Below are 25122 nucleotides of genomic sequence, written 5' to 3' on the forward strand. Positions count from 1 at the left end.
GCACGCGTCCGATCCCTCGAAGACGGCCGTCCACTCGTCGCGCGTACGGTCCTTGAAGCGGGCGGCGACGGCGTCCCGCAGCTCGCCCCAGCGGGCCAGGTCCTTGCGGGCGGGTGCGCTGTCCGCGAGGCCCATGAGGCCGATGAACTCGTCGTAGAACTGCTGCTCAAGGGCGCCGACCGCCATGTACTGGCCGTCGGCCGTCTCGTACGTGCCGTAGAACGGGCAGCCGCCGTCCAGCAGGTTGGCGCCGCGCCGGTCCTGCCAGCCGCCGGCCGCGAGCATGCCGTGGATCATCGCGGCGAGGTGCGAGGCGCCGTCGACGATGGCGGCGTCGACGACCTGTCCCGCGCCGGTGCCGCGGGCGTGGTGCAGGGCGGCGAGGATGCCGACGACGAGGTAGAGGGAGCCGCCCGCGTAGTCGCCGACGAGGTTCGCCGGGACGGTCGGCGGTTCGTCGGGCCTGCCGATCATGCCGAGGGTGCCGGTGAGCGCGATGTATCCGATGTCGTGTCCGGCGCGCTGGGCGAGCGGGCCCTGCTGGCCCCAGCCGGTCATCCGCCCGTAGACGAGCTTCGGGTTGCGGGCGTGGCAGGTCTCGGGCCCGACGCCGAGCCGCTCGGCGACGCCCGGCCGGTAGCCCTCGATCAGCACGTCGGCGCGCTCGGCGAGGCGCAGCACGCGCTCGGCGCCGTCCGCCGCCTTCAGGTCGACGATCACCGACCGCTTGTTCCGGTTGGTGATGTCGTACGCCGGGTCGATCGCGAGGCCCGCGCCGCCGGGCCGGTCGACGCGTACGACGTCGGCGCCGAGGTCGGCCAGGAGCATCGCGGCGAACGGGCCGGGCCCGATCCCCGCCAGCTCCACCACGCGCACCCCGGCGAGGGGGCCGCCGGGCAGCCCGTCCTGCGCCTCCGTGCCTGGAACTGCCATCCCGCCACGCCCCCAAGTCTGTGACACAACCACTGTTACACCAGCGATGCTAAGAACACGTTCCAGTCGGCACAAGCCCTTGACGAGCAAGCGCTTAGCCAATTTTCCGGTCGGGGGTGGCCGGAGCGCGGGCCCGGCGGGCCGGACCGGCCATGACGCCCGCGTCCCGTGGGGCCCTGCCGACCCCGTCACCTCGTCACGCTAGCCTCGGCCACCGACAACGGCGCGGGAGCAGGGTGAGGGGTGTCATGAACGGGTCGGACAAGGCCGAGGACAGGCCGTACGACGTGGTGCTGTTCGGGGCGACGGGCTTCGTGGGAGTGCTCACCGCCGAGTACCTCGCGGCGCACGCCCCCGAAGGACTGCGCTGGGCCGTCGCGGGCCGGGACGTGGCGAAGCTGGAGCGGCTGCGCGAGCGGCTCACCGGAATCGACCCCGCGTGCGCGGTGCTCCCGCTGGAGCGCGCGGACGTCGCCGACCGGGCCTCGCTGCGCGAACTGGCCTCCCGCGCGCGGGTGGTGGCGTCGACCGTGGGCCCGTACCTGGAGTACGGGGAGGGCCTGGTCGCGGCGTGCGCGGACGCGGGCACCGACTACCTGGACCTCACGGGCGAGCCGGAGTTCGTGGACCTCATGTACGTGCGGCACGACGCCCGCGCGCGCGAGACGGGCGCCCGGATCGTCCACGCCTGCGGCTTCGACTCGGTGCCGCACGACCTCGGCGCGTACTTCACGGTCCAACAGCTGCCGGAGGGCGTGCCGCTGCGGGTGGACGGGTACGTCCGCACGAACGCCACGTTCTCGGGCGGCACCTTCGCCTCCGCCCTGAACCAGTTCGCGCGGGGCCGGCAGATGCTCGCCGCGCAGCGGGACCGGCGGCGCCACCAGCCGCGGCTGGTGGGGCGCACCGCGTACGCACCGACGGGGACGCCGCGGTTCGCGAAGGAGGTCGGGGCCTGGGCGCTGCCGCTGCCGACGATCGACCCGCAGGTGGTGCAGCGTTCGGCCCGGGCCCTGGAGCGGTACGGCCCCGACTTCCGCTACCGGCACTACGCGGCGGTGAAGTCGCTGCCGGTCGCGGTGGGCGGGGTCGCGGCGGTCGGCGCCCTGTTCGCCGCCGCCCAGGTGCCGCCCGCCCGGCGCTGGCTGGGCGGCCGGGTGCAGCCGGGCGACGGGCCCGACGAGGCGCGCCGGGCGAAGAGCTGGTTCTCGGTGCGGTTCGTCGGCGAGGGCGGCGGGCGCCGGGTGTTCACCGAGGTGTCCGGCGGCGACCCCGGGTACGAGGAGACCGCGAAGATTCTCGCCGAGTCCGCGATGTGCCTCGCCCAGGACCCGTTGCCGGCCACGTCGGGCCAGGTCACCACCGCGGTGGCGATGGGCGACGCGCTGACCGGGCGGCTGCGCGCCGCCGGGATCACGTTCCGGGTAGCGGCCGAGCGCTGACCGCCGCGAGCGCGTCCCGGCACAGGCGGTCGGCCCGCCGGGTGGTCTCCGGGACGCGGTAGCGCGGGGTCAGGGCGAGGGTGTGCGCGCACGCGTTGTCCAGCGAGACCCGGTGGCCGACGGAGACGTACACCGGCTTCACGCCGTCCTGGGTGCGCAGGGCGCGGCCGACCTCCTCCGCGCCGTCCCGCAGCGGGGCGGCGCTCGCCCGCGCGGACCCAAGCTCCCCGTGCGCGAAGGTGAACGGGTTCTTGGCGACGCCCATCGTGGGCAGTCCGGTGAGCACGCCCAGATGGCTGGCGAGGCCGAAGCGGCGCGGGTGGGCGAGGCCGTAGCCGTCGCAGACCACGAGGCCCGGGTCGGTGCGCAGCGCGTCGAGGGCGCCGAGCACCGCCGGGACCTCCCGGAACGCCAGCAGTCCCGGGACGTAGGGGAAGGCGACGTGCCCGACGGCCGTCGCCTCCTCCACGACGTCGAGCGTGGCCGCGTCCAGGACGACCGCGGCCGCGGCGACGACGTCGCGCTCGTCGTCGTAGGCGACGTCGATCCCGGTGACGGTCCCCGTGCCGGGCAGCGGCCCGGTCTCGTCCACCACGACCCGCCCGCGCAGCGCGTCCTGCACGGCGCGCGCCGCCGCCTCGTCCACCGGCCAGTCCTCGGGGATCCCCGTGATCGTCTGCATGCCTCCGACTCTAGACAGCGCGGACCGGCACTCCTCTATGATGTAAGACATGAGTGAGCTCAGTGACCCTTACGCCATCGAGGTCGGCGTCCCGTCCGTCGACGTCTACCGGCGGCTGCGCACGGACGCCGGACTCTCCGACAAGTCCCCCGAGGCGGCGGCGATCGCGCTGCCGAACACCTGGCACGGCGTCCTGCTCCGCCACCGCGGGGAGCCGGTCGGCATGGGCCGGATCATCGGCGACGGCGGCACGGCGTTCCAGGTCGTCGACATCTGCGTGCACCCCGGCCACCAGGGCCGGGGCCTCGGGCGGCGGATCATGGCGGCGCTCACGGAGGAGCTGGAGCGGCGGGCGCCGGCGACGGCGTACGTCTCGCTGATCGCGGACGGCCCGGCGAAGCACCTCTACGCGAAGTTCGGCTTCGTCGAGACGTCCTCGTACGACTCGGTGGGCATGGCTCGGGTCATGAACGGCTAGCCGTTCTCCCACGACGTCGGGTCCCAGAGTCCCGAGCGGCGCAGCGACTGCGGGCAGTGCAGATAGATCTCGTCGATCTCCAGGAGGAGGGCGAGCTGCGGCGGCACGCCCTTGACCGCCATGTCGGCGAAGAACGGGGCGTCGGTGAGGATCCGCGCCCGGCCGTTGACGCGCAGCACGTCCTTGGCGCCGGGTATGAGGAAGAGCAGGCCCGCGCGCGGGTTGCGCAGGACGTTGTGGAAGCTGTCGCCGCGCCGGTTGCCAGGCCGGTCCGGCAGGGCGAGCGTGCCGGAGTCGAGGACGTGCGCGAAGCCGGGGCCGTCGCCGCGCGGCGAGACGTCGCAGTCGCCCCGGTCGTCCGCGGTGGCGAGCAGACAGAACGGCGAGCGGGCGATCAACGCGCGGTCCCCGTCGTCGAGTCGGTCGTGGACCTTGTCGATCACGATGGGGTGCGGCTCGCCGAGGATCTCGCGCAACCGCTCCGGCGAGCGCAGTTCCACGTAGCCGTCGTCCCGCTCCGGGGACGGGCGGGTGGCGAGGGTTTCCGTGGCGCGCGACAAGCCGACTCCTGAGGTCGTGAGAGGTCGTACGGGTTTTCCGGCGACGCGCGTGGGCCCTGCGCCGGAAGTGGTTGCTGCGCACACCTTATCTGCTCTTAGGTTAGCCTCACCTAACACCCTGGATCGGTTGTGTGGCGCCCCACGACGGGCCCTAGACCCGGCTGCCCGCCGTCGTGTCGGACGACAGGCGCTGGGCCGCGTACACCGGGATCACCGAAAGCAGGACGAGGACGACCGCCACCACGTTGACGACGGGCGCCTGTTGGGGGCGGGCCATGTTGGAGAAGATCCAGATGGGGAGGGTCTGGACGCCGGGGCCCGCCGTGAAGGTCGTCACGACGATCTCGTCGAAGGAGAGGGCGAACGCGAGCAGGCCGCCCGCCGCGAGCGCCGAGCGGGTCAGCGGGAACGTGATGTCGCGGAACGCGCGCAGCGGGCTCGCGCCCAGGTCCATGGCCGCCTCCTCGTACGAGCCGGGCAGCCGGTTCAGCCGGGCGGCGACGTTGTTGAAGACGACCACGACGCAGAACGTGGCGTGGCCGACGACGACGGTGAAGAGTCCGAGGCCGATGCCGAGGGGTTCGAGGACCGTGCGGAACGCCGTGTTGAGGGCGACGCCCGTGATGATGCCGGGCAGCGCGATGGGCAGCACCACCGCGAACGAGATCGCCTCGCGGCCGAAGAACCGGTACCGGGCGACCGCGAAGGCGATGAGGGTGCCGAGGACCAGGGCGATGGCGGTGGCGCCGAGGCCCGCCTTCACCGAGGTCCACAGCGCGTCCCTGGCACCCGCGCTGTGCCAGGCGTCCCGCCACCAGCGCACGGTGAACCCGGCCGGCGGCCAGGACGAACTCCGGTCCGGATTGAGGGAGTTGACGACGACAAGAAGCAGCGGGACGTAGAGGACGGTGAAGCCGAGCAGGGCGCCGACGCGGAGCGCGACGCGCGCGGGGCGGGACAGATGCACCACTCGCTCCCTTCGGAAGGCTTCGGAGACTCAGAGGCTGCTGAGCGCGCCGGTGCGGCGCACCGCCAGCAGGTAGAGCACGATGACCACGACCGGCACGGTGCCGAGGGCCGCCGCCAGCGGCAGGTCGAGCGTGATGTTGGAGTAGACGAGGTTGCCGATGAGCTGCGTCTTGCCGCCCACGATCTGCACGGCGATGTAGTCGCCGAGGCTGAGCGAGAACGTGAAGACCGAGCCCGCCGCGACCGACGGCAGGACCAGCGGGAGCAGGACCGTGCGCAGGGTGCGCGCGGTGCGGGCGCCGAGATCGGCGGAGGCGTCGAGGAGGCTGTCGGGGACCCGTTCGAGGCCCGCGTGGATCGGCAGGATCATGTACGGCAGCCAGAGGTAGGTCAGGACGAGGATCGTCGCCGTGAGCCCGTACCCCGGCCCGTCGAGGCCGAAGGGGGTCAACAGCCAGTCGAGCAGGCCCCCTCGGGCGAGCATGACGCGCCACGCGTACGCCTTCACCAGGTAGCTCGCCCACAGCGGGGTGAGGAGGGCGACGACCAGCAGGGGGCGCCATCGCGGGCGGGCGACGCGCGCCGTGTAGAAGGCGATGGGGAAGGCGATGACCACGCACAGCGCGGTCACGGCGAGCGCGACCCCGATGCTGCGCAGGGCCACCCGGCGGTACACCTCGGTCGTGACCAGTGCCCTGAAGTTGTCCAGGGTCCAGCTGCGCACGATGTCCGACGTGAACGGGTCCGTGGTCCACAGGCCGGACAGGAAGAGGACCGCGAGGGATCCCAGATAGGCGACGACCAGCCAGGTCAGGGGCGCCGCGAGCAGCAGTGCCAGCCGGAGCCGGGGGCTGCGGTGCAGCATCCCGGCGGCCTTCGTCACCGGCGCCTCAGCCCTTGATCTCGGTCCACGCCTGCACCCACTTCGCGTACGGCACGCACTTCACGTCGGTGCGTCCGTCCAGGCACTGCGGGATGGGCGTGGTCCAGAAGTGGACCTGCTTCCAGTACGCGGCGTCGTCGGCGTGGAAGACGGTGCAGTGGTTCTTGGCGGCGGTCTCGGCACACGCCTTCGCGTTGGCGGGGGCCTCGCCGAAGTACTCGGCGACCTGGGCGTTCACCTTCGGCGACACGATCCAGTCGAGCCATTTGTAGGCGCAGTTGGGGTGCTTGGCCTTCGCGGAGACCATCCAGGTGTCGGACCAGCCGGTGGCGCCCTCCTTCGGCAGCACCGCCTTCACGGGGGCCTTCTCGGCCTGCGCGGTGTTCACGATGACCTGCCAGCTGGTGCCGATGACGGAGTCGCCGCTCTTGAAGGCGGAGATCTCCTTCAGGTAGTCGCTCCAGTACTCGCCGACGTTCCCGTTCTGCTTCTTCAGCAGGGCGACGGACGCGTCGAACTGCTTCTGGTCGAGGGCGTACGGGTCCTTGATGCCGAGGTCGGGCCGCGTCTTCATCAGGTACAGGGCGGCGTCGGCGAGGTAGATCGGCGAGTCGTAGGCGGTGACCCTGCCCTTGTGGCGGCTCGCGTCGTCGAAGACGGCCTTCCAGCTGTCGGGTGCGGGCGAGACCTTGTCGGTGCGGTACATGAGGAGGTTGGCGCCGCGGCCGTGCGGAATGCCGTACGCGACCTTCTTGACGGAGTTCCAGGGCTGCATCTTCAACCCGGGGAAGACGTCACGGTAGTTGGGCACGAGACCGGTGTTGACGGGGGCGGCGTCACCGGACGCGATGAGGCGCAGGGACGCGTCGCCGGAGGCGGAGACGGCGTCGTACTGGCCGGTCTTCATCAGGTTGACCATCTCGTCGGAGGTCCCGGCGACCTTGGTGCTCACCTGGCAGCCCGTCTGCTTCTCGAAGGGGGTGACCCAGTCGACCTTCGGGTCGTTCGAGCCGTCCTCGGCGTAGCCGGCCCAGGCGATCAGATTGACCTCGCCCTCGGTCCAGCCGAGGGACTTCGGGGCGGAGAGCTTCGGCGGTGTGAAGCCCCGGCCGCCGGGCGCACCGTCGGACGTGTCGTCGGACGAGCCGCCGCAGGCGCCGGTGAGCAGCAGCCCGCCGAGCGCGACGGCGGTCAGGATGGTTCGGTTGGCGCGCACGAGGTCTCCCTGTCGGTCGATTCGCGTGAGCGTGGGTGCGCTCAAGTCGCTTGGCTCAGTGGGACGTTGTGCCGTCGGTGCCAGTGCAGCAGGACCCGGCTGCCGGGCAGGGCGAGGGCGTCGGCGGCGGTGGTGTCCAGGTTCTGCCGTACGACGACGAAGCGCACCCCCGCGTCGGTGTCGACGACGACGCGGGTGCTGTCCCCGAGGTACACGGCGTCGGCGACGGTGCCGTGCACCGCGCTGTGGTCGGCCCGATCGTGCTCCCCGTCGGCGTCGAGGACCCGGATCTTCTCCGGTCTGACGCCGAACGTCCCTGGTTTCCCCACGATCAGCTCGGCGGCCCGGCCGGTGAGGGTGTTGGAGGTGCCGACGAAGGACGCCACGAACGCGGAGGCGGGCGACTCGTACAACTCCCCCGGGGTGCCGACCTGTTCGACGCGTCCGGCGTTCAGGACGGCGACGCGGTCGCTGAGCGCCAGGGCCTCCGCCTGGTCATGGGTGACGAGGACGAAGGTGATGCCGGCGTCGCGCTGCAGTTCCTTCAGTTCGGTCTGCATCTGTTCGCGCAGCTTCAGGTCGAGGGCGCCGAGCGGTTCGTCGAGCAGCAGGACCCTCGGCCGGACGACCAACGCCCGGGCCAGGGCGACGCGTTGACGCTGCCCGCCGGAGAGCCGGCTCGGCCTGCGGGCGCCGAACCCTTCGAGGCGGACGGAGGCGAGGGCGGCGCGGGCCCGCTCGGCCTGCTCCCTGCGGGAGGCGCCGCGGACCTTCAGCCCGTAGGCGATGTTCTGCTCGACCGTCATGTGCGGGAAGAGCGCGTAGTCCTGGAAGACGGTGGTGACGTCGCGCTCGAAGGGTGCGCGGCGGGTCACGTCCTCGCCCGCGAGGGTGACCGTGCCGCTCGTCGGGGTCTCGAACCCGGCGATCAGTCGCAGCACCGTCGTCTTGCCGGACCCCGACGGGCCGAGCAGCGAGAAGAATTCGCCCTCGGCGACATCCAGTTCGACGCCATCGACGGCGGGTACGTCCCCGAAGGACTTGCGCAGGCCGCGCAGGGTGATCGCAGTGGTCCCGTTGCCCGTAGCCATACGCGTAGATCATGCACAGTTCAACGACTCCCACAAGACCGCGTGCCCTTTTCGGTACGGCCTGTCCGGATCCCTCGGTACTTGAGACTCCGATGACCTCGCGTTCCCGGTCCGTTCAACTCACCTTCGCTGTGCGTGACTTATGCGCTCCCTATGGTCCTTGGGGCTTGCGACAAGAAGGGTGGCTCATGGACAGACCGCTCGCCATACGGGCACGAGGCATCACCAGGCACTTCGGCGACGTCGTCGCTCTGGACGGCATCGATCTGGAGGTGGCGCGGGGACGCGTGCACGGCCTGGTCGGGCCGAACGGCGCCGGCAAGACGACGTTGCTCGGGCTGCTGCTCGGGCTGGCCACCGCGGACGGCGGCACCCTGGAGATCCTCGGCGCGCCGGTCGGCCGGGGACTGGCCGCTCCTGCCGGGGTCGCGGGGTTCGTGGACGGACCGGGGCTCTATCCGTCCCTCACCGCACGGCAGAACCTCTCCTCGCTCGCCGCGCTGCACGGCCGTGATCCGCGCTCCCCCGCGATCGACGACGCGCTCGACCAGGTCGGCCTCACCGATGTCGCCGACGACCGCACCCGGGGCTTCTCCCTCGGCATGCGCCAGCGCCTCGGTCTCGCCGCGGCGCTGCTCACCGAGCCCCGGCTGCTGATCCTCGACGAGCCCGCCAACGGCCTGGACCCGGCGGGCAAACGGCACGTCCACCGCGTCCTGACCCGGCTCGCGGCGGCCGGTACCGCCGTCGTGCTGTCGAGCCACCGGATGGACGACCTGGAGGCCCTCTGCTCCGAGGTCACCCTCCTCGCCACGGGCCGCGTCGTCTTCTCCGGCCCCCTGGCCGAACTGGCCGCGGCCAACCGCGAACTCGACTACCGCCTGCGCACGTCCGACCCGGCGGCCGCCCGCCGCGTGGCCGCCGACACGTCGGGCATCCACCTCGTGGAACCGACGGAACCGACGGAACCGGCCGAGTCGACGGAACCGGCGCAGGCGGCGCAGGCGCTCGTCGTCCGCGCGCTGACGCCCGCCCTCGACGACCTGGTGACCCGGCTGGTGAAGGCGGGCGTCGCCCTGCGCGAACTGGCGCCGGTGGTCTCGCCACTGGAGGCGGCGTTCCTGGCCCTGACCGGCCCGGGCGAGGCGTCACGAGAACCGGCCGGCCCACCCGCCGACGCACCGGCCGACGAACCAGCGGGCGCACCGGCCACCGCACCGGCCATCGCACCGGCAGGCGCAGCGCAGGAGGCCACCCGATGACCGCCGTCCTCCCTTCGGACGCTCCCGACGCCCCCGCCGCTCCCGACAACGTTGCCGCGCCCCGCCGCGTCCCGGTGACCCGCGGCTTCCGGTTCGAGGTCGTCAAGCTGGTGTCGCAGTGGCGGATCCGGCTGATCGTGCTGGTGTGCTGGGTGGCGCCCGCCCTGTTCGTCGCGGCCGTGAGCCAGCAGAGTTCGCTGCCCGTCGACACCCTCTTCGGGCGCTGGATGCACGCCACCGGGTGGGCCGGGCCGCTGGTCATGCTCGGGTTCGCCGGGAGCTGGGCGCTGCCGCTCGTGACCTCCGTCGTCGCGGGGGACGTGTTCGCGGCCGAGGACCGGCTCGGCACCTGGCGGCACCTGCTGGTCGCCGTGCGCTCGCCGGGCCGGATCTTCGTGGCCAAGTCGCTGGCCAGCCTCGTCGTGATCCTGGTCCTGGTGGCCGGGCTCGTCGTGTCCAGCACGGCCGGCGGGCTGCTGACCGTCGGGAACCATCCGCTGGTCGGCCTCGACGGCCACGTGCTGACGGCGTCGGACGCGGCCGGGAAGGTGCTGCTCGCGTGGGCCTGCGCACTCGCCCCGACGCTGGCCCTGTCCGCGATCGGACTGCTCGGGTCCGTCGCGCTCGGCCGGTCGCCGATGGGGCTGCTGCTCCCCGCGCTGGTGGCGCTCGCGATGCAGCTCGGGCAGATGCTGCCGCTGCCCGTCGCCGTACGGCTCGCGCTGCCCGGGTACGCCTTCATCTCCTGGAACGGCCTCTTCACCGGGCCCCAGCAGCTCGGGCCGCTGCTGATCGGCATCGCGGTCTCCCTGGTGTGGGCGGTGGCCGCGACGGCGCTCGCGTACGTCCTGTTCGTACGGCGGGACTTCACCAACCTCACCGACGACACCTCGGGGCGCCGGGCGCTCACCGTGGGCGCGCTGCCGCTGCTCGGCCTGGGCGTCGCGACGGTCGCGCTGGTCGCCGCCGCGACCCCGGCGACCGGTTCCGGGATCACGCAGGACAAGGTGCAGCGCTCGGTCGCCACGGCGTTCGCGCACCTCTACGTCGTCCAGACCGAGGAACTGCACCGGCCCGCCGTCACCGAGGCCCGGCTGCGGGCCACGGCGGCGTGCAACAAGGGCAGCGTCCGGGTCGACGCCGAGGGCCCGGGCAACGACTGGCGCTGCGTCGTCTCCTGGCACCTGCCCGGCACCGCCGCCACCGGGCAGGCGATCTACCAGCTGGACGTCACCGCCGACGGGCGGTTCGTGGCCGACGGCGACGGGCCGAAGGAAGTCAACGGCTACTTCCTGGTGCGCACCCCGACCGGGGACGGACCGAACCCGCTGTGGCAGTTCGACGCCAACGTCGAGCTGCTGAAGGCCACTTCGTGACGGAGGGCCACCACGTGACGGAGCACCGCTTCGTGACGGAGCACCGAAGAAGGGATGCCACCATGCAGGTAACACGCCATCGCAGGCGTGTCGAGGAGGCCCGTACGGGCTTCCTCGCCAGACGCGTCGGCCGCCGCAAACCCCTGGTCGTCACCGGTGTCACGGCGCTCGCCCTGACCGCCGCCGGCGCCGCGTTCGCCTCGACGGACCAGTTCGGCCACGACCAGGTGGGCCAGGTCACCCGGGACGGCCAGGTCATCTCCAGCGACCAGTACATAGCCCCGTACGGCGACCGGCTCGTCCTCAACAGCGGCAAGATCATGTCGTCCTCGGTCAGCCCCGACGGCACGCACCTCGCGGCGTCGGTCACCGACGGCGGCGCCGCGCTGTCCATCGTGGACCTCAAGACGTGGAAGGAGCAGCAGCTCGTCGGCACGGCCGCGACGTCGAACCCGAAGATCGCGAGCAACAGCGTGGGCCAGGAAGGCCCGACGTACTCGCCCGACGGCAAGCAGCTGTGGCTCGGCCAGACCGACGGCTACACCCGGTTCACGGTGAACGACGACGGCAGCGTCAGCGCCCCGACGACCGTCGCGATCCCGGCCGACGGGCCCAAGCACGCGCTGGTCGGCGAGCCGGTGTTCGCCGCCGACGGCTCGACCGTGTACGCCGCGGTCAACGGGCAGAACCGGGTCGTCGCCCTGGACGCGGCGACCGGTGCGATCAAGCAGAGCTGGAACGTCGGCAACGCGCCGCGCGACCTGGCCCTGGTCGGCGACAAGCTGTACGTCAGCAACGAGGGCGGCCGCCCGGCGAAGCCCGGCGACACCACCATCAACTCGTACAACACGCAGGTCCCGGCCGACCCGAAGACCGCGGCCACCACCACCGGCACGGTCAGCGTCATCGACCTGGCGAAGCCGGACGCCGCGCCCGCGGGCATCACCGTCGGTCTGCACCCGACGGCGCTGTACGCGAAGAAGGGCGCCCTGTTCGTCACCAACACGGCGACGAACGATGTGTCGGTCATCGACACCGCCAAGGACAAGGTCGTCCAGACGATCTCCACGAAGCCGTGGCCCGAGGCGTCGGTGGGCTACGAGCCCGACGCGGTGACGCTCACCGGCGACGGCCGCCTCCTGGTGACGCTCGGCCGCGCCAACGCAGTCGCCGTCTACCGGTACAGCACCCCGCAGGAGCCGGTGAGCTACGTCGGTCTGCTGCCGACGGACTACTTCCCGTCGGAGATCGCCACGGTCGGCGACCAGGTCGTCGTCTCCAACACCCGTGGCGTCGACGCCCGCAGGCCCACCACGAAGGCCGGGCACGCCACGCACGACACGACGGCGAGCGTGCAGCACTTCACACTGCCGAGCGACCGCGTCATCCGCTCCCAGACGTCCAAGGTCTTCCAACAGAACGGCTGGACGCGGGGCGCCGTCGAGAAGGCGAACGCCAGGCACCACGCGAAGCCGGTGCCGGTCCCGGTGCGGCTCGGCGACCCGTCGACGATCAAGCACGTGTTCCTGATCGTCAAGGAGAACCGGACCTACGACCAGCTCTTCGGCGACGTGCCGGAAGGGCGACGGCGATCCGGCGCTGGCCGAGTTCGGCGCGAACGTGACGCCGAACCAGCACGCCATGGCCGAGCAGTTCGGCCTCTACGACAACACGTACGACATCGGCACGAACTCGGCCGAGGGCCACAACTGGCTGATGCAGGCGGACGACCCGGAGTACACCGAGTCGTCGGCCGGTGAGTACGCGCGCAGCTACGACACCGAGGACGACGCGCTGGGCCACCAGCGGACCGGGTTCCTGTGGACGGGCGCCCAGGACGCGGGCCGGTCCGTGCGGGACTTCGGCGAGTTCCACCAGTTCCTGACCAAGCCGGCCGACGCGAGCTGGCAGAACCTGTACTGCGACGCCAAGAACATGCGGTCGACCGGCGCGGACACCGCGTACGACCTGGTGTCGTCGTCGCCGATCCCGTCGCTCAACTCGGTGTCGGTGCCCGGCTTCGCGAAGTTCGACACCAGCGTGCCCGACATCTACCGGGCCGAGATCTGGAAGAAGGACTTCGCGAAGAACGGTCCGTCGAACCTGAACATGTTCTGGCTCTCCAGCGACCACACCGGCGGCCCGGCGAACTCGCCCGCGCAGGTCGCGGACAACGACCTGGCGACCGGCCGGATCGTGGACACGATCTCGCACTCCAAGTACTGGAAGGACTCCGCGATCTTCGTGGTCGAGGACGACTCCCAGGCCGGTCTCGACCACGTCGACGGCCACCGCGCGCCGATCCAGATCATCAGCCCCTGGGCGAAGCACGGCACCGTCGACAGCCGCTACTACTCGCAGATCACGATGATCCGCACGATCGAGCAGATCCTCGGGGTCCACCCGATGAACCAGAAGGACAGCGCGGCGACGCCGATGGCGTCGGCCTTCACCAAGAAGCCCGACTACACGCCGTTCACCGCACTGCCCAACCGGGTGCCGCTCACCGACGGTCTGAAGACCCCGCCGGCGTGTGGCGTGGACACCCCGGCGGCCCAGGACCCGACCGCGGCGGCCGTGCCGTCGACGAAGGTCCCCGCGGCGCAGCGCGAGCTGGCCGCGCAGTGGGCCGGCTGGAAGGCGAAGCAGCGGCTGACCGGCCCGCACGCCGTGCCGGACTTCGCCAACCCGGCGCAGATGAACCACTTCACCTGGTACGAGACGCACGGCTGGTCGCGTCCGTACCCGGGCGAGAAGAAGCTGTACGCGCCCAAGGACGTCCCGGGCGCCTTCATCCCGTCGGCGGAGAACGACGGGTGAGCTAGCTAGGAGGACGGGTGGCCCGTGCGGGCCACCCGTCCCTTCTCGCCCGAGGCCCAGCACGCCCCGTCGGACGTGCAGTCCACGGTGTCGTACGAGCCGGTGTCCACGGTGCGCCAGGTGCGGCCCCCGTCGGCGGTGAGGTCGGTGCCGGTCGGGCCGACGGCGAGCGCCGCCGAGCGGGAGTGCGGGAGCCAGGCGACGCCCGAGCGGTAGGCGGGCGGCGCCGTGGCCGACGGGGTCCAGGTGCGCCCCGCGTCGCCGGTGACGGCGGCGGCGCGCGGCGACGGCTGGTCGGCGCGGTAGTCGCCGCCGACGGCGATCCCGTGCGTACGGTCCCGGAAGGCGAGGCCGAAGACACCGCGCGCCGGGTCGCCGGCCGGGACCGGGGTGTCGGTGGCCGTCCAGGTCAGGCCACGGTCGCGGGAGTGCAGCACGCGTGCGGTCGCGCCCCCGCCGGTGGCCAGCCACACGTCCTTCGGGCCGGACGCCACCAGGCACTGCCCGGACGCGGCGAAGCCGGCCTCACCGGTCTGTGCGGCCGGCATCCCGGCGCTGGGCAGCACCGTCCAGGAGCGGCCGCCGTCCCGGGTGGACAGGATGCGGTACTTGCCGTCGACCGGGTCGCTCATCGCGAGCCCGTTGCGGTGGTCGAAGAAGGTGACGCAGTCGTAGAACGCCTTCGCGTCGGGGTTGCGGAACGACTCGGTCCAGGTCGCCCCGCCGTCGTCCGTGCGGTAGATCCGGGAGGCGTCGCCCTCGCCGATCGCGAGGGCCACGGCGCGGCGGGCGTCGAAGGCCTCGATGTCGCGGAACTCCAGTTCGGCCGCGCCGGCCGGTGACACGGTCCGCCAGTGCGCGCCGCCGTCGGTGGTGCGCAGCACGGTGCCCTTCGAGCCGGCGACCCAGGCCGTGTGCCGGTCGACCGCGGCCAGGCCCCGGAACCGGACGTCCGTGCCGGTGTCCTTCAGGTCCCACACCGGCGTGCGGTCCGCGGCGGGTGCGGGTCCGGTGCCGAGCGCGACCGCGCCGAGCACCGCCGCTCCCAGCGCCGCCGCCGTGCGCACGGCCCTCACACGCCTCTTGCTGCTCATGTCCCTCAGTCCCCTCATGGCGCGCGAAGCTAGCCCACTCCCCCGGCGGCGTCCAGAGCACCATGGTTGAAACCGGTGACAGAGGTCACTCGATTTTCGTCCGGCTTCAGGTGCACGGATTTCCTCGTTCCGTCGTCTATTCAAGTGGGCGGTCAGAGCATCCGTCGTCCTCGGTCCAGTCGTCACAAGGGAGCAGGCGTTGTCCATCGTCATCGAGCAAGCCGTCGAGGCCCGTCTCGTCGCCGCCGCCCCGCGCATGGCGAGCATCCCCGCGACCCTGCGCTACGACGCCCGTGACCCGTTCGCCGTGTGCATGGCCTTCCCGGCCCCGGCCACGCTCGAAGGCGTCGAGGTGTGCTGGACGTTCGCCCGCGATCTGCTGGCCGGCGGGGTGACCGAGTCCGTCGGCTCCGGTGACGTGCGCGTGCGGCCGTACGGGTACGACCGGACGGTCCTGGAGTTCCACGCCGTGGAGGGCACGGCGATCGTGCACGTGCGCACGGGCGAGCTGCGGCAGTTCCTGGACGACACGACCCGGCTGGTGCCGGCCGGCGACGAGGGGCTGCACGTGGACGTGGACGGCGATCTGGCGGAGCTGCTGCGGGACGCGTACTGAGCGGTCGCGGTTCCCTCCGGGTCCGTGTTCCCCGTCCTGTGGCCCTGCGTTGTCCGCAAGGTGCCTGACATCGCTGTCAGGGCGTGTTTGACTGCGGGAACAGATGTGCGGGGGAGGCACGGTGGGCGCAGGACGGCAGGTTCGACGCGGGCCGGGGGGAGTTCCGGGGCCGGTGATCGCCGTGGGCGTCGTCGTGGTCCTCGCCGTCACCGCCCTGGCGCTGCGGCCCGCCGACGACCTGCTGCACTCCGGCAAGGGGCCGCTCGGCCGCTGGGGCATCGTCGCCATCGCGCTCACCGTGGCCTGGGTCGCGGGGGTCATGTTCGCCACGGAGCGGCTCCGCCGGCGGATCCGCGGCGCGGCGTCCGACGCGTCGCCGCGCGCGCAGCGGCTGCGGCAGGCCGCCGTCCCCGCGCTGGTCGCGGGCCCGGCCGTGCTCGGCGTACTCGCCCTGGTCCTGCACCACTTCACGCACCGGCCCAGCACCCCGTCCCCTACCGACCCGCCGCCCCAGGCCCCGTCGCCGCCCGACATCGAGCGGCAGACACCGCCCGTCGGTGCGGACGGCCACGGCTCCGGCCTTCCGCTGTACGTCCTGCTCGGCCTGGTGGCCGCCGCCGCGCTCGTGCTGCTCGTCCTGGTCGTGGTCCGGCGGCTGTGGCGGCACGGGCTGCCCGTGCCGTCGCTGCCCGCCGTCGCCGGCGAGGACGAGGACCGCGAGCTGCTGCTGTCCGCGATCCGGTCGGGCCGCCGCGCGCTGGACGACGGCGCCGACGCGCGGGCCGCCGTGATCGCCTGTTACGCCGCGATGGAGGACGCCCTCGCCGCGTCCGGCGTGGACCGGCGCGCCTCCGACAGCCCCGCCGACCTGCTGACGCGCGCCACCCGCGCGGGCCTCGCGGCAGGACCGGCGGCGCCCCGGCTGACCACGCTGTTCCGGGAGGCGCGCTACTCCTCCCACCCGATGGACGACACCCAGCGCACGGCCGCGGCCGACGCGCTGGAGGAGATCGCGGCGGCCCTGGAGGAACACCGGGCCGTTCCAGAGGCGCACCAGGAGCGGGAGGCCACCACATGAGCCCGCTCCCCGACCGCCGCGGCAGCACCGGCCGCCGCCCTCTGACGTCACGTCAGATCGGGCTGCTGCTGGGCTCCGTCGGCAGTTCCGCCGCCCTCCTCGTGCTGCTCGTCGACGGGGCCGTCGCCGCGGGCGCCGTCCTCGCCGTGCTCTTCGCGGCCGGTCTGCTGCTCGTCCGGTACGTCGTGGGCGCCGGGTCCCTGGACTCCGGGCACCGGGACGAGGTGCGGCTGCTGCGGACGCGGGCGCCGGGCATGGGCGAGTGGCGGCGCAATGTGCGAACGGCAGCGGGACCCGACGGCGCCCTCTACTACCGGGCCGTGCTCCGCCCCGAGCTGCGCCGCCTGTTCGCCGCCGCGCTCGCCGAGCACCATCACGTCTCCCTCGACCACCAGCCGGAGCGCGCCGCGGAGTTGATCGGGGCCGACCTGTGGCCGTGGCTCGGCCACGACACTCCCGGGACGGGGCCCGACGGCGACGTCCCGGTGCCGGTGCTGCGCGCCCTCGTCGACCGTCTGGAGGCGCTGGGCGTGCCCCGCGCCCGTACCCCTGGCCCTCGCACCCGTAAGGAAGAGCAGACGTGACCAGCCCCACCAAGCCCGAGGCACCCACAGCCCAGTCCGGGACGGCCCGGCCCCGGACGGCGCAGCAGGTCGGCGACGAGGTGTCCGCCGTGCTGCGCGAGATCGGCCGCGCCGTCGTGGGCAAGAAGGACGCCCTCGACCTCGTGATGCTGGGCGTCCTGGCCGGCGGACACGTGCTCGTCGAGGACCTGCCGGGGCTCGGCAAGACACTGCTCGCCCGCTCGTTCGCGACCACGCTGGGCCTGGACTTCCGCCGGATCCAGTTCACGCCCGACCTGCTGCCGTCGGACGTCACCGGGGCCTCGCTGTACGACCGGCGCAGCGGCGAGATGGTGTTCCACCCGGGCCCGGTCTTCGCGCACCTGCTGCTCGCCGACGAGGTCAACCGGACGCCGCCCAAGACCCAGGCCGCCCTCCTGGAGGCGATGGCCGAGTCGCAGGTGACGGTCGACGGGGCGACACGGCCGCTGCCGGATCCGTTCATGGTGATCGCGACCGCCAACCCGGTCGAGTACGAAGGCACGTACTCGCTGCCGGAGGCCCAGCTCGACCGCTTCCAACTACGGGTCCGCATGGGCTACCTGGCGTCGGGCGAGGAGCTGGCCATGCTGCGCGCCCGGGTCGACCGGGCGGCGCCCGAGGCCGTGCTCGACACCTTGGCGGGGCCCGCGGACGTGGCGGCGTGGCGGGCCGTCGTGGAGCGCGTGGAGATCGACGACGACCTGCTGGAGTACGCCGTCGCGCTGGTGGCCGCCACCCGTGAGCATCCGCAGCTCAGCATCGGGGCGTCGCCGCGCGGCGGCCTCGCCCTGGTCCAGCTGGCGCGCGCCCGCGCCGTGTCCGAAGGCCGCGACTACGTGATCCCGGAGGACCTGAAGGGCCTCGCGGTGCCCGCGCTCGCCCACCGGGTGTCGCTGCGGCCCGAGTTGTGGGTGCGCGAGGTGTCCACGGACGACGTGCTGCGGGAGATCGTCGGTCAGGTCGGCACCCCGTCGACACGGCGCACCGCGGCCGTGCCGTCATGACCGGCGGGCCGCGGCGGCCCACCGCTGCCGTACGGCGCGCCCTGGAGGGCCGCACCGGTCCCGGGCAGCCGCCGTCCGCGCCACCGTCGGGCCCGCGGCCGGGCGAGCGGGCGCTGCGGCTGCTGACCGTGGCGGTCGTCGCGCTGGTGGCCGCGCTGCTCACCGGGCAGGCGTGGCTGCTCGCGCTCGCGGCGGGGCCGCTCGTCCTCCTCGCTCTGGCGCTGCCGCGCACGTACGCCACGCGCGTCGAGACGTCCGTGACCGTCGAGCCGCGGCGCTGCTTCGAGGGCGACACCGTCACCGTCCGCGTCACCGTCGCCCACGACGGCGGCGACGTCCGGCTCGACCCCGGTGTCACGCTCGGCCCCGGCGTCCGCCTCGACGACGTCCTCGTCGGCCGCTCCACGGTCACGCTGCGCCACACGGCGCTGCGCTGGGGCCGGTGGTCGCTCGGCCCGGTCGACCTCGACGTGTACGACGCCGGGGGCACGGTCCGTCGCGGCGTGCGGGTCGAGGTGCCGGACGTGTCCGTGTTCCCGTACGCCGGGCAGGCCCGGTTCACCCCGATCCCGGTCAGGCTGCCGCAGCGGCTCGGTGAGCACGCGGCGTTGCAGGCGGGCGAAGGGGTCGAGGTCATCGGCGTGCGGCAGTGGGAGCCCGGCGAGCGGCAGCGGCGGATCCACTGGCCGTCGACGACGCGCCGCGGCGCCGTGCACCTGCACCGGTTCGCGGCCGAGCGGGCCGTCGACACGGTGCTGCTGCTCGACGCGTTCGGTGACGTCGTCGACCCGGCGACCGGGGTGTCGTCACTGGACGAGACGGTGCGCGCGGCGGCCGGTCTGGCCCGCGCCTATCTGCGCACGCACGACCGGGTCGGCGTCGTCTCGGCCGGCGGCACGACGCGCTGGTTGCAGCCGTCGACCGGGGACGCCGCGTTCTACCGGATCGTGGAGAGCGTCCTCGACGTGCGCAGGGACCGCGGTTTCGACGCGCCGGGTCTGGAGCGGGTGCCGCCGCCCGCCCTGCCCGAGGGCGCGCTCGTCTACGTCTTCACCCCGCTGAGCGACGCCCGGGTCCTGAAGGTGCTGCGCGATCTCCAGGGCCGGGGCAGGCGACCGGTCGTCGTGGAGATCCCGAGCGGCGACCCGGAGGTCGAACCGGGCGACGCGGCGGGCGAGTTGGGGCTGCGCCTGTGGCACGCGGACCGGGCCGCGATGCGGTTCGCCCTGCGCGACAGCGGGGTGCCGGTGCTGCGGCACACCCCGGGCGAGTCGCTGGACCTGGCGCTCGCTCCGCTGCTGTCGGGGCGGGTCGGGGGGCGGCCGCGATGACCCTCACCGGACGGCCGGCCGCGGTGGGCGTGACCTGGCGCGAACTGATCCGCCACTGGGCCGGGACGGTGCCCGTGCGGATGCTCGGGGCCGGGCTCGTGGTGCTGGCGTACCGGCCGTGGGAGGGCGTGCGGGGGGTGTTCGACGTGACGCTGTTCGGCGGCGTGGTGGCCTTCGCGCTGTGGGCGGCGCCGGGCGTGGACCGGCGGCCGGCCGTGGCCTCGTCCCGCTGGTCGCACCGGCTCGCCCTGCACCGGACGACCGTGCTGGCGGCCGGGTCCGTGGCGCTCGCCGCGCTCGGTGACCCGCCGCAGTGGCAGGCCGGCTGTCTGGCGGTGCTGCTGGTCGGGTATCTCACGGCGAGCGACGCCTGGTCCCTGGGCCCCACCGCGACCCGCTCCCGGCGCCGCACCTGGCTCGAAGCGCTCGCGGCGTGCGCGGGAGCGGGCGTCGTGCTGCTCGCGGCGGCGCCGGACGTACCGGAGTCGGGGTTCGGGCGGCCACTGGCGGCACTGGTTCTCGCGGCGGCGGCGACCGGGGCGACGCTCGCCGCACGCCGGAGCCTCGCCCCGTAGGGGTTGTCCGGCGGGTGCGGCCGGACCCGGGGGGACGCCTCGCGGCGCCCGGCTGGGGCGGGGCGACCGCCCCGGCCCTGCCTCCGGTCAGCCGCCCCCGCCCGACGAGCGTGCCGCCTCCGCCGACCGCACGGCCGCTTCGAGGGCCTTGCGGACCGGCGGCAGGTGCGGGCCCGCCCGGACGGCGAGGGCGTCCAGGCGGGCGGCGTGCCGACGCCGGTCACGGCCGGGGACGAGGCCGCGCAGATGGCCCGCGGCGGCCAGCACCACCAGGGTGGCGTCGTCACGCGGCACCGCGTCCGGCGGCGCCGTACCGGTGAGCGCGCCGAGGGCCTCGGCGCGCAGCACCTCCACGTATCCGGCCCGCAGCAGCGTGTAGCGGGTGCCGGGGAAGACGCCGAGGACCCGGCGGCGCTCGGCCCGCAGGTACCCGTCGTCGGCGAGTCCGCGGCGCACCGTGTCGTGGGTGGAGCGGGCCCGGTGGGTGATCCAGCCGCGCCACTTCCGGGGTCTGGACTCCTCGATGAGCTCCATCAGTTCGTCGGCGGCGGGGACGCCGGTGCGGGCGCCGAGCACGGGGGTCACGATGCCGTCGACCTCGTGGACCAGTTCGCGCTCGGCGAGTTCCGCGAGGACGGCCGCGCGGACCGCGAGGTGCAGGTCGGTGGCGCCCGCGACCCGGTCCTTGCCGGTGTCGTAGGCCAGGAGGAGGAGGCGGGCGGGCACGGTGAGGGAGCCATGGGGCACGTACCGCACGATAATTCGTTGACGGCGTCCGACACAGGGCCTTACGGTGTAGAAGGTTCTGTTGCCGTCGAACGGAGAAGGACGTTGAAGGTCTGAGGTCGCGAGACACCGCGCATGTCATGCGGCGCACGCCTGTGTTCTGTCCAGGCCGTGCTGTTCGCCGCCCCGTGCATGTCGCCGTGTGAGACCTCGGCCTCCTGAGCCGTCCTCTCCGCCGGAGCAGGCCTTTTTTCGTTGCCTGTGGCCCGCGGTGTCTCGAACGCGTTGCATCCCACCGCATCCACCGAGCAACCGCGAGGCCCTCATGTCACGATCCCCGAGTTTCCCCCGCTCCCCCGCGACCTCGATCGCCGTCACCGCCCTCGACTTCACCTGGCCGGACGGCACCGCCGTCTTCGAAGGACTCCAGGTCGCCTTCGGCCCCGGACGCACCGGCCTGATCGGGCTCAACGGGTCCGGAAAGTCCACCCTGTTGAAGCTGATCGCCGGAGAACTCAAGCCGGCCGACGGCACCGTACGGGTGTCCGGCGAGATCGGCTGCCTCCCGCAGAACGTCACGCTCGACACCGCGCTGCGCGTCGACGAGGTCCTCGGCATCGCCGCGACCCGGACCGCGCTGCACGCCATCGAGGCGGGTGACGTCGGCGAGGAGAACTTCGCCGCGGTCGGCGACGACTGGGACGTCGAGGAACGCGCGATCGCCACGCTCGGCGAACTCGGCCTGGGCCACGTCGACCTGGACCGCACGATCGGCGAGGTGTCGGGCGGCGAGTCGGTGCTGCTGCGGCTGGCGGCGCTGCTCCTGCGCCGCCCGGACGTCCTGCTGCTCGACGAGCCCACCAACAACCTCGACCTGCACGCGCGACAACGGCTGTACGCCGCCGTCGAGAGCTGGTCGGGCGTGATGGTGGTGGTCAGCCACGACCGTGAACTCCTCGAACGCGTCGACCAGATCGCCGATCTGCGGGGCGGCGAGGTCACCTGGTACGGCGGGACCTACTCGGCGTACGAGAAGGCGCTCGCCGCCGAACAGGAGGCCGCCGAGCGGATGGTGCGCGTCGCCGAGTCCGACGTGAAGAAGCAGAAGCGCGAACTGACCGAGGCCCAGGTCACGTTGGCGCGGCGCAGGCGCTACGGGCAGAAGATGTGGGACAGCAAGCGCGAGCCGAAGATCGTGATGGGGGCGCGCAAGCGGGCGGCGCAGGTCTCCGCGGGCAAGCACCGCATCCTGCACGAGGAGAAGCTGGCCGAGGCGAAGGAGCGGCTGGACGTCGCCGTGGAGGCGGTGCGCGACGACGACGAGATCCGCGTCGACCTGCCGTGCACGGCGGTGCCGCCGGGCCGGTCCGTCCTGTCGCTGCACAACGTCACGACGGCCTACGGGGCGCGGGTGGCGGGCGAGTTCGAGCTGCGCGGCCCCGAGCGGATCGCGCTGCTCGGCCGCAACGGCTCGGGCAAGACGACGCTCCTGCGCACCATCGCCGGCGAACTGGCACCGGCCGGGGGCGAGCTGGAGACGCACGTGCCGCTGCGCTTCCTGCCGCAGCGCCTCGACGTGCTGGACGACCGGCTGAGCGTCGCGGAGAACGTGGCCCGGTTCGCGCCGCAGGCCACGAACAACCGGGTGCGTGCGCGGCTGGCCCGCTTCCTGTTCAAGGGGGCGCGGGCCGACCAGCCGGCCGGGACGCTGTCGGGCGGCGAGCGGTTCCGGGCGACGCTGGCCGCACTGATGCTCGCGGAGCCCGCGCCGCAGCTGCTGATGCTGGACGAACCGACGAACAACCTGGACATGGCGAGCGTGGACCAGCTGACGTCGGCCCTGGAGGCGTACGAGGGCGCGCTGATCGTGGCCAGCCACGACCTGCCGTTCCTGGAGTCGATCGGCGTCACCCGGTGGCTGCACCTGAACGGCGAGCTGAAGGAGGGCGCCGCGTAGGGGCGCGGGAAGCGACGAGCAGGGGGCGGACATACCCGACACTCGGTGTCGGGTATCCGTCCTAGCGTCGTCGGCATGAAGTATCTGCACATCGTCGGCGCCCGGGAGAACAACCTCCAGGACGTCACGCTCCGCATCCCGAAGGACCGGCTCACCGTCTTCACGGGGGTGAGCGGGTCCGGCAAGTCGTCCGTCGTCTTCGACACGATCGCGGTGGAGTCGCAGCGCCAGCTGGGCGAGACGTTCACCTGGTACGTCCGCAACCGGCTGCCGAAGTACGAGCGGCCGCACGCGGACGCCCTCACCGACCTCTCCCCCGCGATCGTCGTCGACCAGCGGCCGATCGGCGGGCACTCGCGGTCCACGGTCGGCACGATGACGGACATCTACGCGGTGCTGCGCGTGCTGTTCTCGCGGCACGGCACGCCGAGCGCGGGCGGGGCGAACGCCTACTCGTTCAACGACCCGGCCGGCATGTGCCCCGCGTGCGACGGGCTCGGGCGGACCGTGCGGCCCGACTACGACCGCATCCTCGACCCCACGAAGTCCCTCGCGGACGGGGCGGTGCTCTTCCCGCCGTTCGCGGCCGGCACCTGGCAGGGCCAGACGTACACGCACACCACCGACCTCGACACGACCAAGCCGGTCGGCGCGTTCACCGACGCCGAAAGGGAGTTCCTGCTGCGCGGCCGGGACGCCAAGGTGACCGTGGACAACACGGGCGGCAGCCGCGCCATCGACTTCGAGGGCCTCGCCGACCGGTTCGAGCGCCTCTATCTGAACCGGGACCTGTCGGCGCTCAGCCGGCGCACCCAGGAGACCGTGCGGCAGTACCTGGTCGAGGACGTCTGCCCGGACTGCCACGGCGCCCGGCTCGCCGCCGCCGCGCTCGCCACCCGGATCGACGGCCGGAACATCGCCGAGTGCGCGGCGATGGAGGTCGGCGAGCTGATCCCGTTCCTGCGGCGGATCGAGGGCCCGGTGGGCGAGCCGATCGCGGCGGCCGCCGTCACGGCCCTGGAGCGCGTGGCGGCGATCGGGCTCGGCTACCTCAGCCTGGACCGGCAGACGTCGACGCTCTCCGGCGGCGAGGGCCAGCGGCTGAAGACCGTACGGCACCTCGGATCGAGCCTGACCGGGATGACGTACATCTTCGACGAGCCCAGCGTCGGCCTGCACCCGCGCGACGTGGGACGGCTGAACGATCTGCTGCTGCGGCTGCGCGACAAGGGCAACACGGTCCTCGTCGTCGAGCACGACCCGGACGTGATCGCCGTCGCCGACCACGTCGTCGACATGGGCCCGGCGGGCGGCACGGGCGGCGGGCACGTCGTGTACGAGGGGACGCCGCAGGGCCTGGCGCACGCGGACACGCTCACCGGCCGCTGTCTGCGCCGCACCGGCGGGGTGAAGGAGAACCCGCGTACGGCGACCGGCGCCGTGCGCATCGAGAGCGCCTCGCTGCACAACCTCAAGGACCTGACGGTGGACGTGCCGACGGGCGTGCTCACCGCGGTCACCGGCGTCGCGGGCTCCGGCAAGAGCAGTCTCGTGTCGGGCGCGCTGCGCGCGGCGCGGCCGGACGCCGTGGTCGTCGACCAGTCGTCCATCGGTATCTCGGGGCGGTCCACCCCGGCGACGTACCTCGGGATCATGGACACCGTACGGAAGATCTTCGCCCGCGGGACGGGCGCCGACGCGGGCCTGTTCAGCTTCAACTCGTCGGGGGCCTGCGGGAGCTGTCAGGGACGCGGGGTGATCTTCAGCGATCTCGCGTTCATGGACCCCGTGACCACGGTCTGCCCGGTGTGCGACGGGCGGCGGTTCAAGGACGAGGTGCTGGCGCTGACCGTGCGCGGGCGCAGCGTCGCCGACGTGCTGGACATGACGGCGGGGCAGGCCCTCGACCACTTCACCGCCCCCGACGAGGAGCCGGTGCGCCGCCGGCTGCGCGCCCTGCGGGACGTCGGCCTCACCTACCTCGCGCTGGGCCGGCCGCTGAGCACCCTGTCCGGCGGCGAGCGCCAGCGGATCAAGCTGGCCACGCAGCTGCACCGCACCGCGGCCACGTACCTCCTCGACGAGCCGACCACCGGGCTGCACCTGGCGGACGTCGACGGGCTCGTGACGCTGCTCGACCGGCTGGTCGACGCGGGCAACAGCGTGGTCGTCGTCGAGCACCACCTCGATGTGATCCGGCGCGCGGACTGGGTCATCGACCTGGGCCCGGAGGGCGGCCGGCACGGCGGACGGGTGCTGTTCGAGGGCACTCCGGCCCAACTCCTCGACGCGGACGGCTCGTTCACCGCGGAGCACCTGCGGCGGGCCGTCGAGGGCGCGGGCGGGCCCGGTGAGGGGGCCGTGACAGCCGCGTGACGGGGGATTCCGCCGCGCCCGCCGGGCTGTGCATGATGTGCGCCGTCG

21 protein-coding genes and 1 pseudogene are annotated in these 25122 nt (G+C 73.1%); 13 read left to right on the forward strand and 9 right to left on the reverse strand.

Annotated features, from left to right (window positions below; all coding sequences use genetic code 11):
• Positions 1-933 (reverse strand): CaiB/BaiF CoA transferase family protein (locus M4J07_RS20905; protein WP_255974117.1); only part of this gene is annotated, 933 nt, incomplete at its 3' end.
• Between the two features lie 248 nt (positions 934-1181).
• Here M4J07_RS20905 and M4J07_RS20910 point away from each other — a divergent pair.
• Positions 1182-2375 carry a saccharopine dehydrogenase family protein gene (locus M4J07_RS20910; RefSeq protein WP_255974119.1) on the forward strand — a complete coding sequence of 398 codons (1194 nt, stop codon included), beginning with the start codon at positions 1182-1184 and terminating at the stop codon, positions 2373-2375.
• Here M4J07_RS20910 and M4J07_RS20915 read toward each other — a convergent pair.
• The gene (locus M4J07_RS20915) at positions 2347-3057 is read right to left on the reverse strand and encodes an endonuclease V (RefSeq protein ID WP_255974121.1); all 711 of its coding nucleotides are present in this window, start codon (positions 3055-3057) and stop codon (positions 2347-2349) included. The genes M4J07_RS20910 and M4J07_RS20915 overlap by 29 nt on opposite strands.
• Before the next feature lie 49 nt (positions 3058-3106).
• Between M4J07_RS20915 and M4J07_RS20920 the strand changes: the two genes are divergently transcribed.
• The gene (locus M4J07_RS20920; RefSeq protein ID WP_255974122.1) at positions 3107-3535 is read left to right on the forward strand and encodes a GNAT family N-acetyltransferase; all 429 of its coding nucleotides are present in this window, start codon (positions 3107-3109) and stop codon (positions 3533-3535) included.
• Here the strand turns inward: M4J07_RS20920 and M4J07_RS20925 are convergent.
• The 5 genes from M4J07_RS20925 to M4J07_RS20945 form a co-directional block, all read right to left on the reverse strand.
• Entirely contained in the window at positions 3532-4095 is a 564-nt protein-coding gene (locus M4J07_RS20925) for an MSMEG_1061 family FMN-dependent PPOX-type flavoprotein (RefSeq protein WP_255974124.1), read from the reverse strand. The genes M4J07_RS20920 and M4J07_RS20925 overlap by 4 nt on opposite strands.
• 151 nt (positions 4096-4246) lie before the next feature.
• Complete coding sequence (locus M4J07_RS20930; RefSeq protein ID WP_255974126.1) at positions 4247-5062, reverse strand: ABC transporter permease; 816 nt, start codon at positions 5060-5062, stop codon at positions 4247-4249.
• Positions 5063-5092: 30 nt separating this feature from the next.
• A complete protein-coding gene (locus tag M4J07_RS20935; RefSeq protein WP_255974180.1) occupies positions 5093-5929 on the reverse strand; it encodes an ABC transporter permease in 837 nt (278 codons plus the stop codon).
• A 25-nt stretch (positions 5930-5954) separates the two neighbouring features.
• On the reverse strand, positions 5955-7163 hold the full coding sequence (locus M4J07_RS20940) for an ABC transporter substrate-binding protein (RefSeq protein ID WP_255974128.1): 1209 nt from the start codon (positions 7161-7163) through the stop codon (positions 5955-5957).
• A 41-nt stretch (positions 7164-7204) separates the two neighbouring features.
• Positions 7205-8254, reverse strand: a complete 1050-nt coding sequence (locus tag M4J07_RS20945) for an ABC transporter ATP-binding protein (protein ID WP_255974130.1) — start codon at positions 8252-8254, stop codon at positions 7205-7207.
• Positions 8255-8442: 188 nt separating this feature from the next.
• Here M4J07_RS20945 and M4J07_RS20950 point away from each other — a divergent pair, with 188 nt between their 5' ends.
• The 3 genes and pseudogenes from M4J07_RS20950 (at position 8443) to M4J07_RS20960 (ending at position 13712) form a co-directional block, all read left to right on the forward strand.
• Positions 8443-9516: an ABC transporter ATP-binding protein gene (locus M4J07_RS20950; RefSeq protein WP_255974132.1), complete on the forward strand. Its 1074-nt coding sequence runs from the start codon at positions 8443-8445 to the stop codon at positions 9514-9516.
• The gene (locus M4J07_RS20955; RefSeq protein ID WP_255974134.1) at positions 9513-10892 is read left to right on the forward strand and encodes an ABC transporter permease; all 1380 of its coding nucleotides are present in this window, start codon (positions 9513-9515) and stop codon (positions 10890-10892) included. The genes M4J07_RS20950 and M4J07_RS20955 overlap by 4 nt, the downstream gene beginning before the upstream one ends.
• Positions 10893-10954: 62 nt before the next feature.
• Positions 10955-13712 (forward strand): annotated as a pseudogene (locus tag M4J07_RS20960) (alkaline phosphatase family protein).
• A gap of 5 nt (positions 13713-13717) precedes the next feature.
• On the opposite strand, the gene M4J07_RS20965 reads toward M4J07_RS20960, so the two are convergent.
• Entirely contained in the window at positions 13718-14806 is a 1089-nt protein-coding gene (locus M4J07_RS20965) for a WD40/YVTN/BNR-like repeat-containing protein (RefSeq protein WP_255974136.1), read from the reverse strand.
• Positions 14807-15005: 199 nt separating this feature from the next.
• Between M4J07_RS20965 and M4J07_RS20970 the strand changes: the two genes are divergently transcribed.
• The 6 genes from M4J07_RS20970 (at position 15006) to M4J07_RS20995 (ending at position 20015) form a co-directional block, all read left to right on the forward strand.
• Positions 15006-15422, forward strand: a complete 417-nt coding sequence (locus tag M4J07_RS20970) for an SsgA family sporulation/cell division regulator (RefSeq protein ID WP_255974138.1) — start codon at positions 15006-15008, stop codon at positions 15420-15422.
• A gap of 172 nt (positions 15423-15594) precedes the next feature.
• Positions 15595-16500, forward strand: a complete 906-nt coding sequence (locus M4J07_RS20975) for a DUF4129 domain-containing protein (RefSeq protein WP_255974139.1) — start codon at positions 15595-15597, stop codon at positions 16498-16500.
• Complete coding sequence (locus M4J07_RS20980; RefSeq protein WP_255974141.1) at positions 16497-17084, forward strand: hypothetical protein; 588 nt, start codon at positions 16497-16499, stop codon at positions 17082-17084. The genes M4J07_RS20975 and M4J07_RS20980 overlap by 4 nt, the downstream gene beginning before the upstream one ends.
• Positions 17081-18109, forward strand: coding sequence for an AAA family ATPase (locus M4J07_RS20985; protein WP_255974143.1), 1029 nt, complete (start codon positions 17081-17083; stop codon positions 18107-18109). Before M4J07_RS20980 ends, M4J07_RS20985 begins: the two co-directional genes overlap by 4 nt.
• Positions 18106-19440, forward strand: coding sequence for a DUF58 domain-containing protein (locus tag M4J07_RS20990; protein WP_255974145.1), 1335 nt, complete (start codon positions 18106-18108; stop codon positions 19438-19440). Before M4J07_RS20985 ends, M4J07_RS20990 begins: the two co-directional genes overlap by 4 nt.
• Positions 19437-20015, forward strand: coding sequence for a hypothetical protein (locus M4J07_RS20995; protein ID WP_255974147.1), 579 nt, complete (start codon positions 19437-19439; stop codon positions 20013-20015). Before M4J07_RS20990 ends, M4J07_RS20995 begins: the two co-directional genes overlap by 4 nt.
• Before the next feature lie 87 nt (positions 20016-20102).
• Here M4J07_RS20995 and M4J07_RS21000 read toward each other — a convergent pair whose 3' ends face one another.
• Positions 20103-20762, reverse strand: a complete 660-nt coding sequence (locus tag M4J07_RS21000) for a GOLPH3/VPS74 family protein (RefSeq protein ID WP_255974149.1) — start codon at positions 20760-20762, stop codon at positions 20103-20105.
• A gap of 304 nt (positions 20763-21066) precedes the next feature.
• On the opposite strand from M4J07_RS21000, the gene M4J07_RS21005 reads away from it, so the two are divergent.
• Both M4J07_RS21005 and M4J07_RS21010 read left to right on the forward strand, forming a co-directional pair.
• Positions 21067-22698, forward strand: a complete 1632-nt coding sequence (locus M4J07_RS21005; protein WP_255974151.1) for an ABC-F family ATP-binding cassette domain-containing protein — start codon at positions 21067-21069, stop codon at positions 22696-22698.
• A gap of 75 nt (positions 22699-22773) precedes the next feature.
• Entirely contained in the window at positions 22774-25074 is a 2301-nt protein-coding gene (locus M4J07_RS21010) for an ATP-binding cassette domain-containing protein (protein WP_255974153.1), read from the forward strand.
• The last annotated feature ends 48 nt before the right edge of the window (positions 25075-25122 follow it).

Source organism: Streptomyces longispororuber (genome assembly GCF_024448165.1).
In the GTDB taxonomy this organism is placed as follows: Bacteria; Actinomycetota; Actinomycetes; order Streptomycetales; family Streptomycetaceae; genus Streptomyces; species Streptomyces longispororuber_A.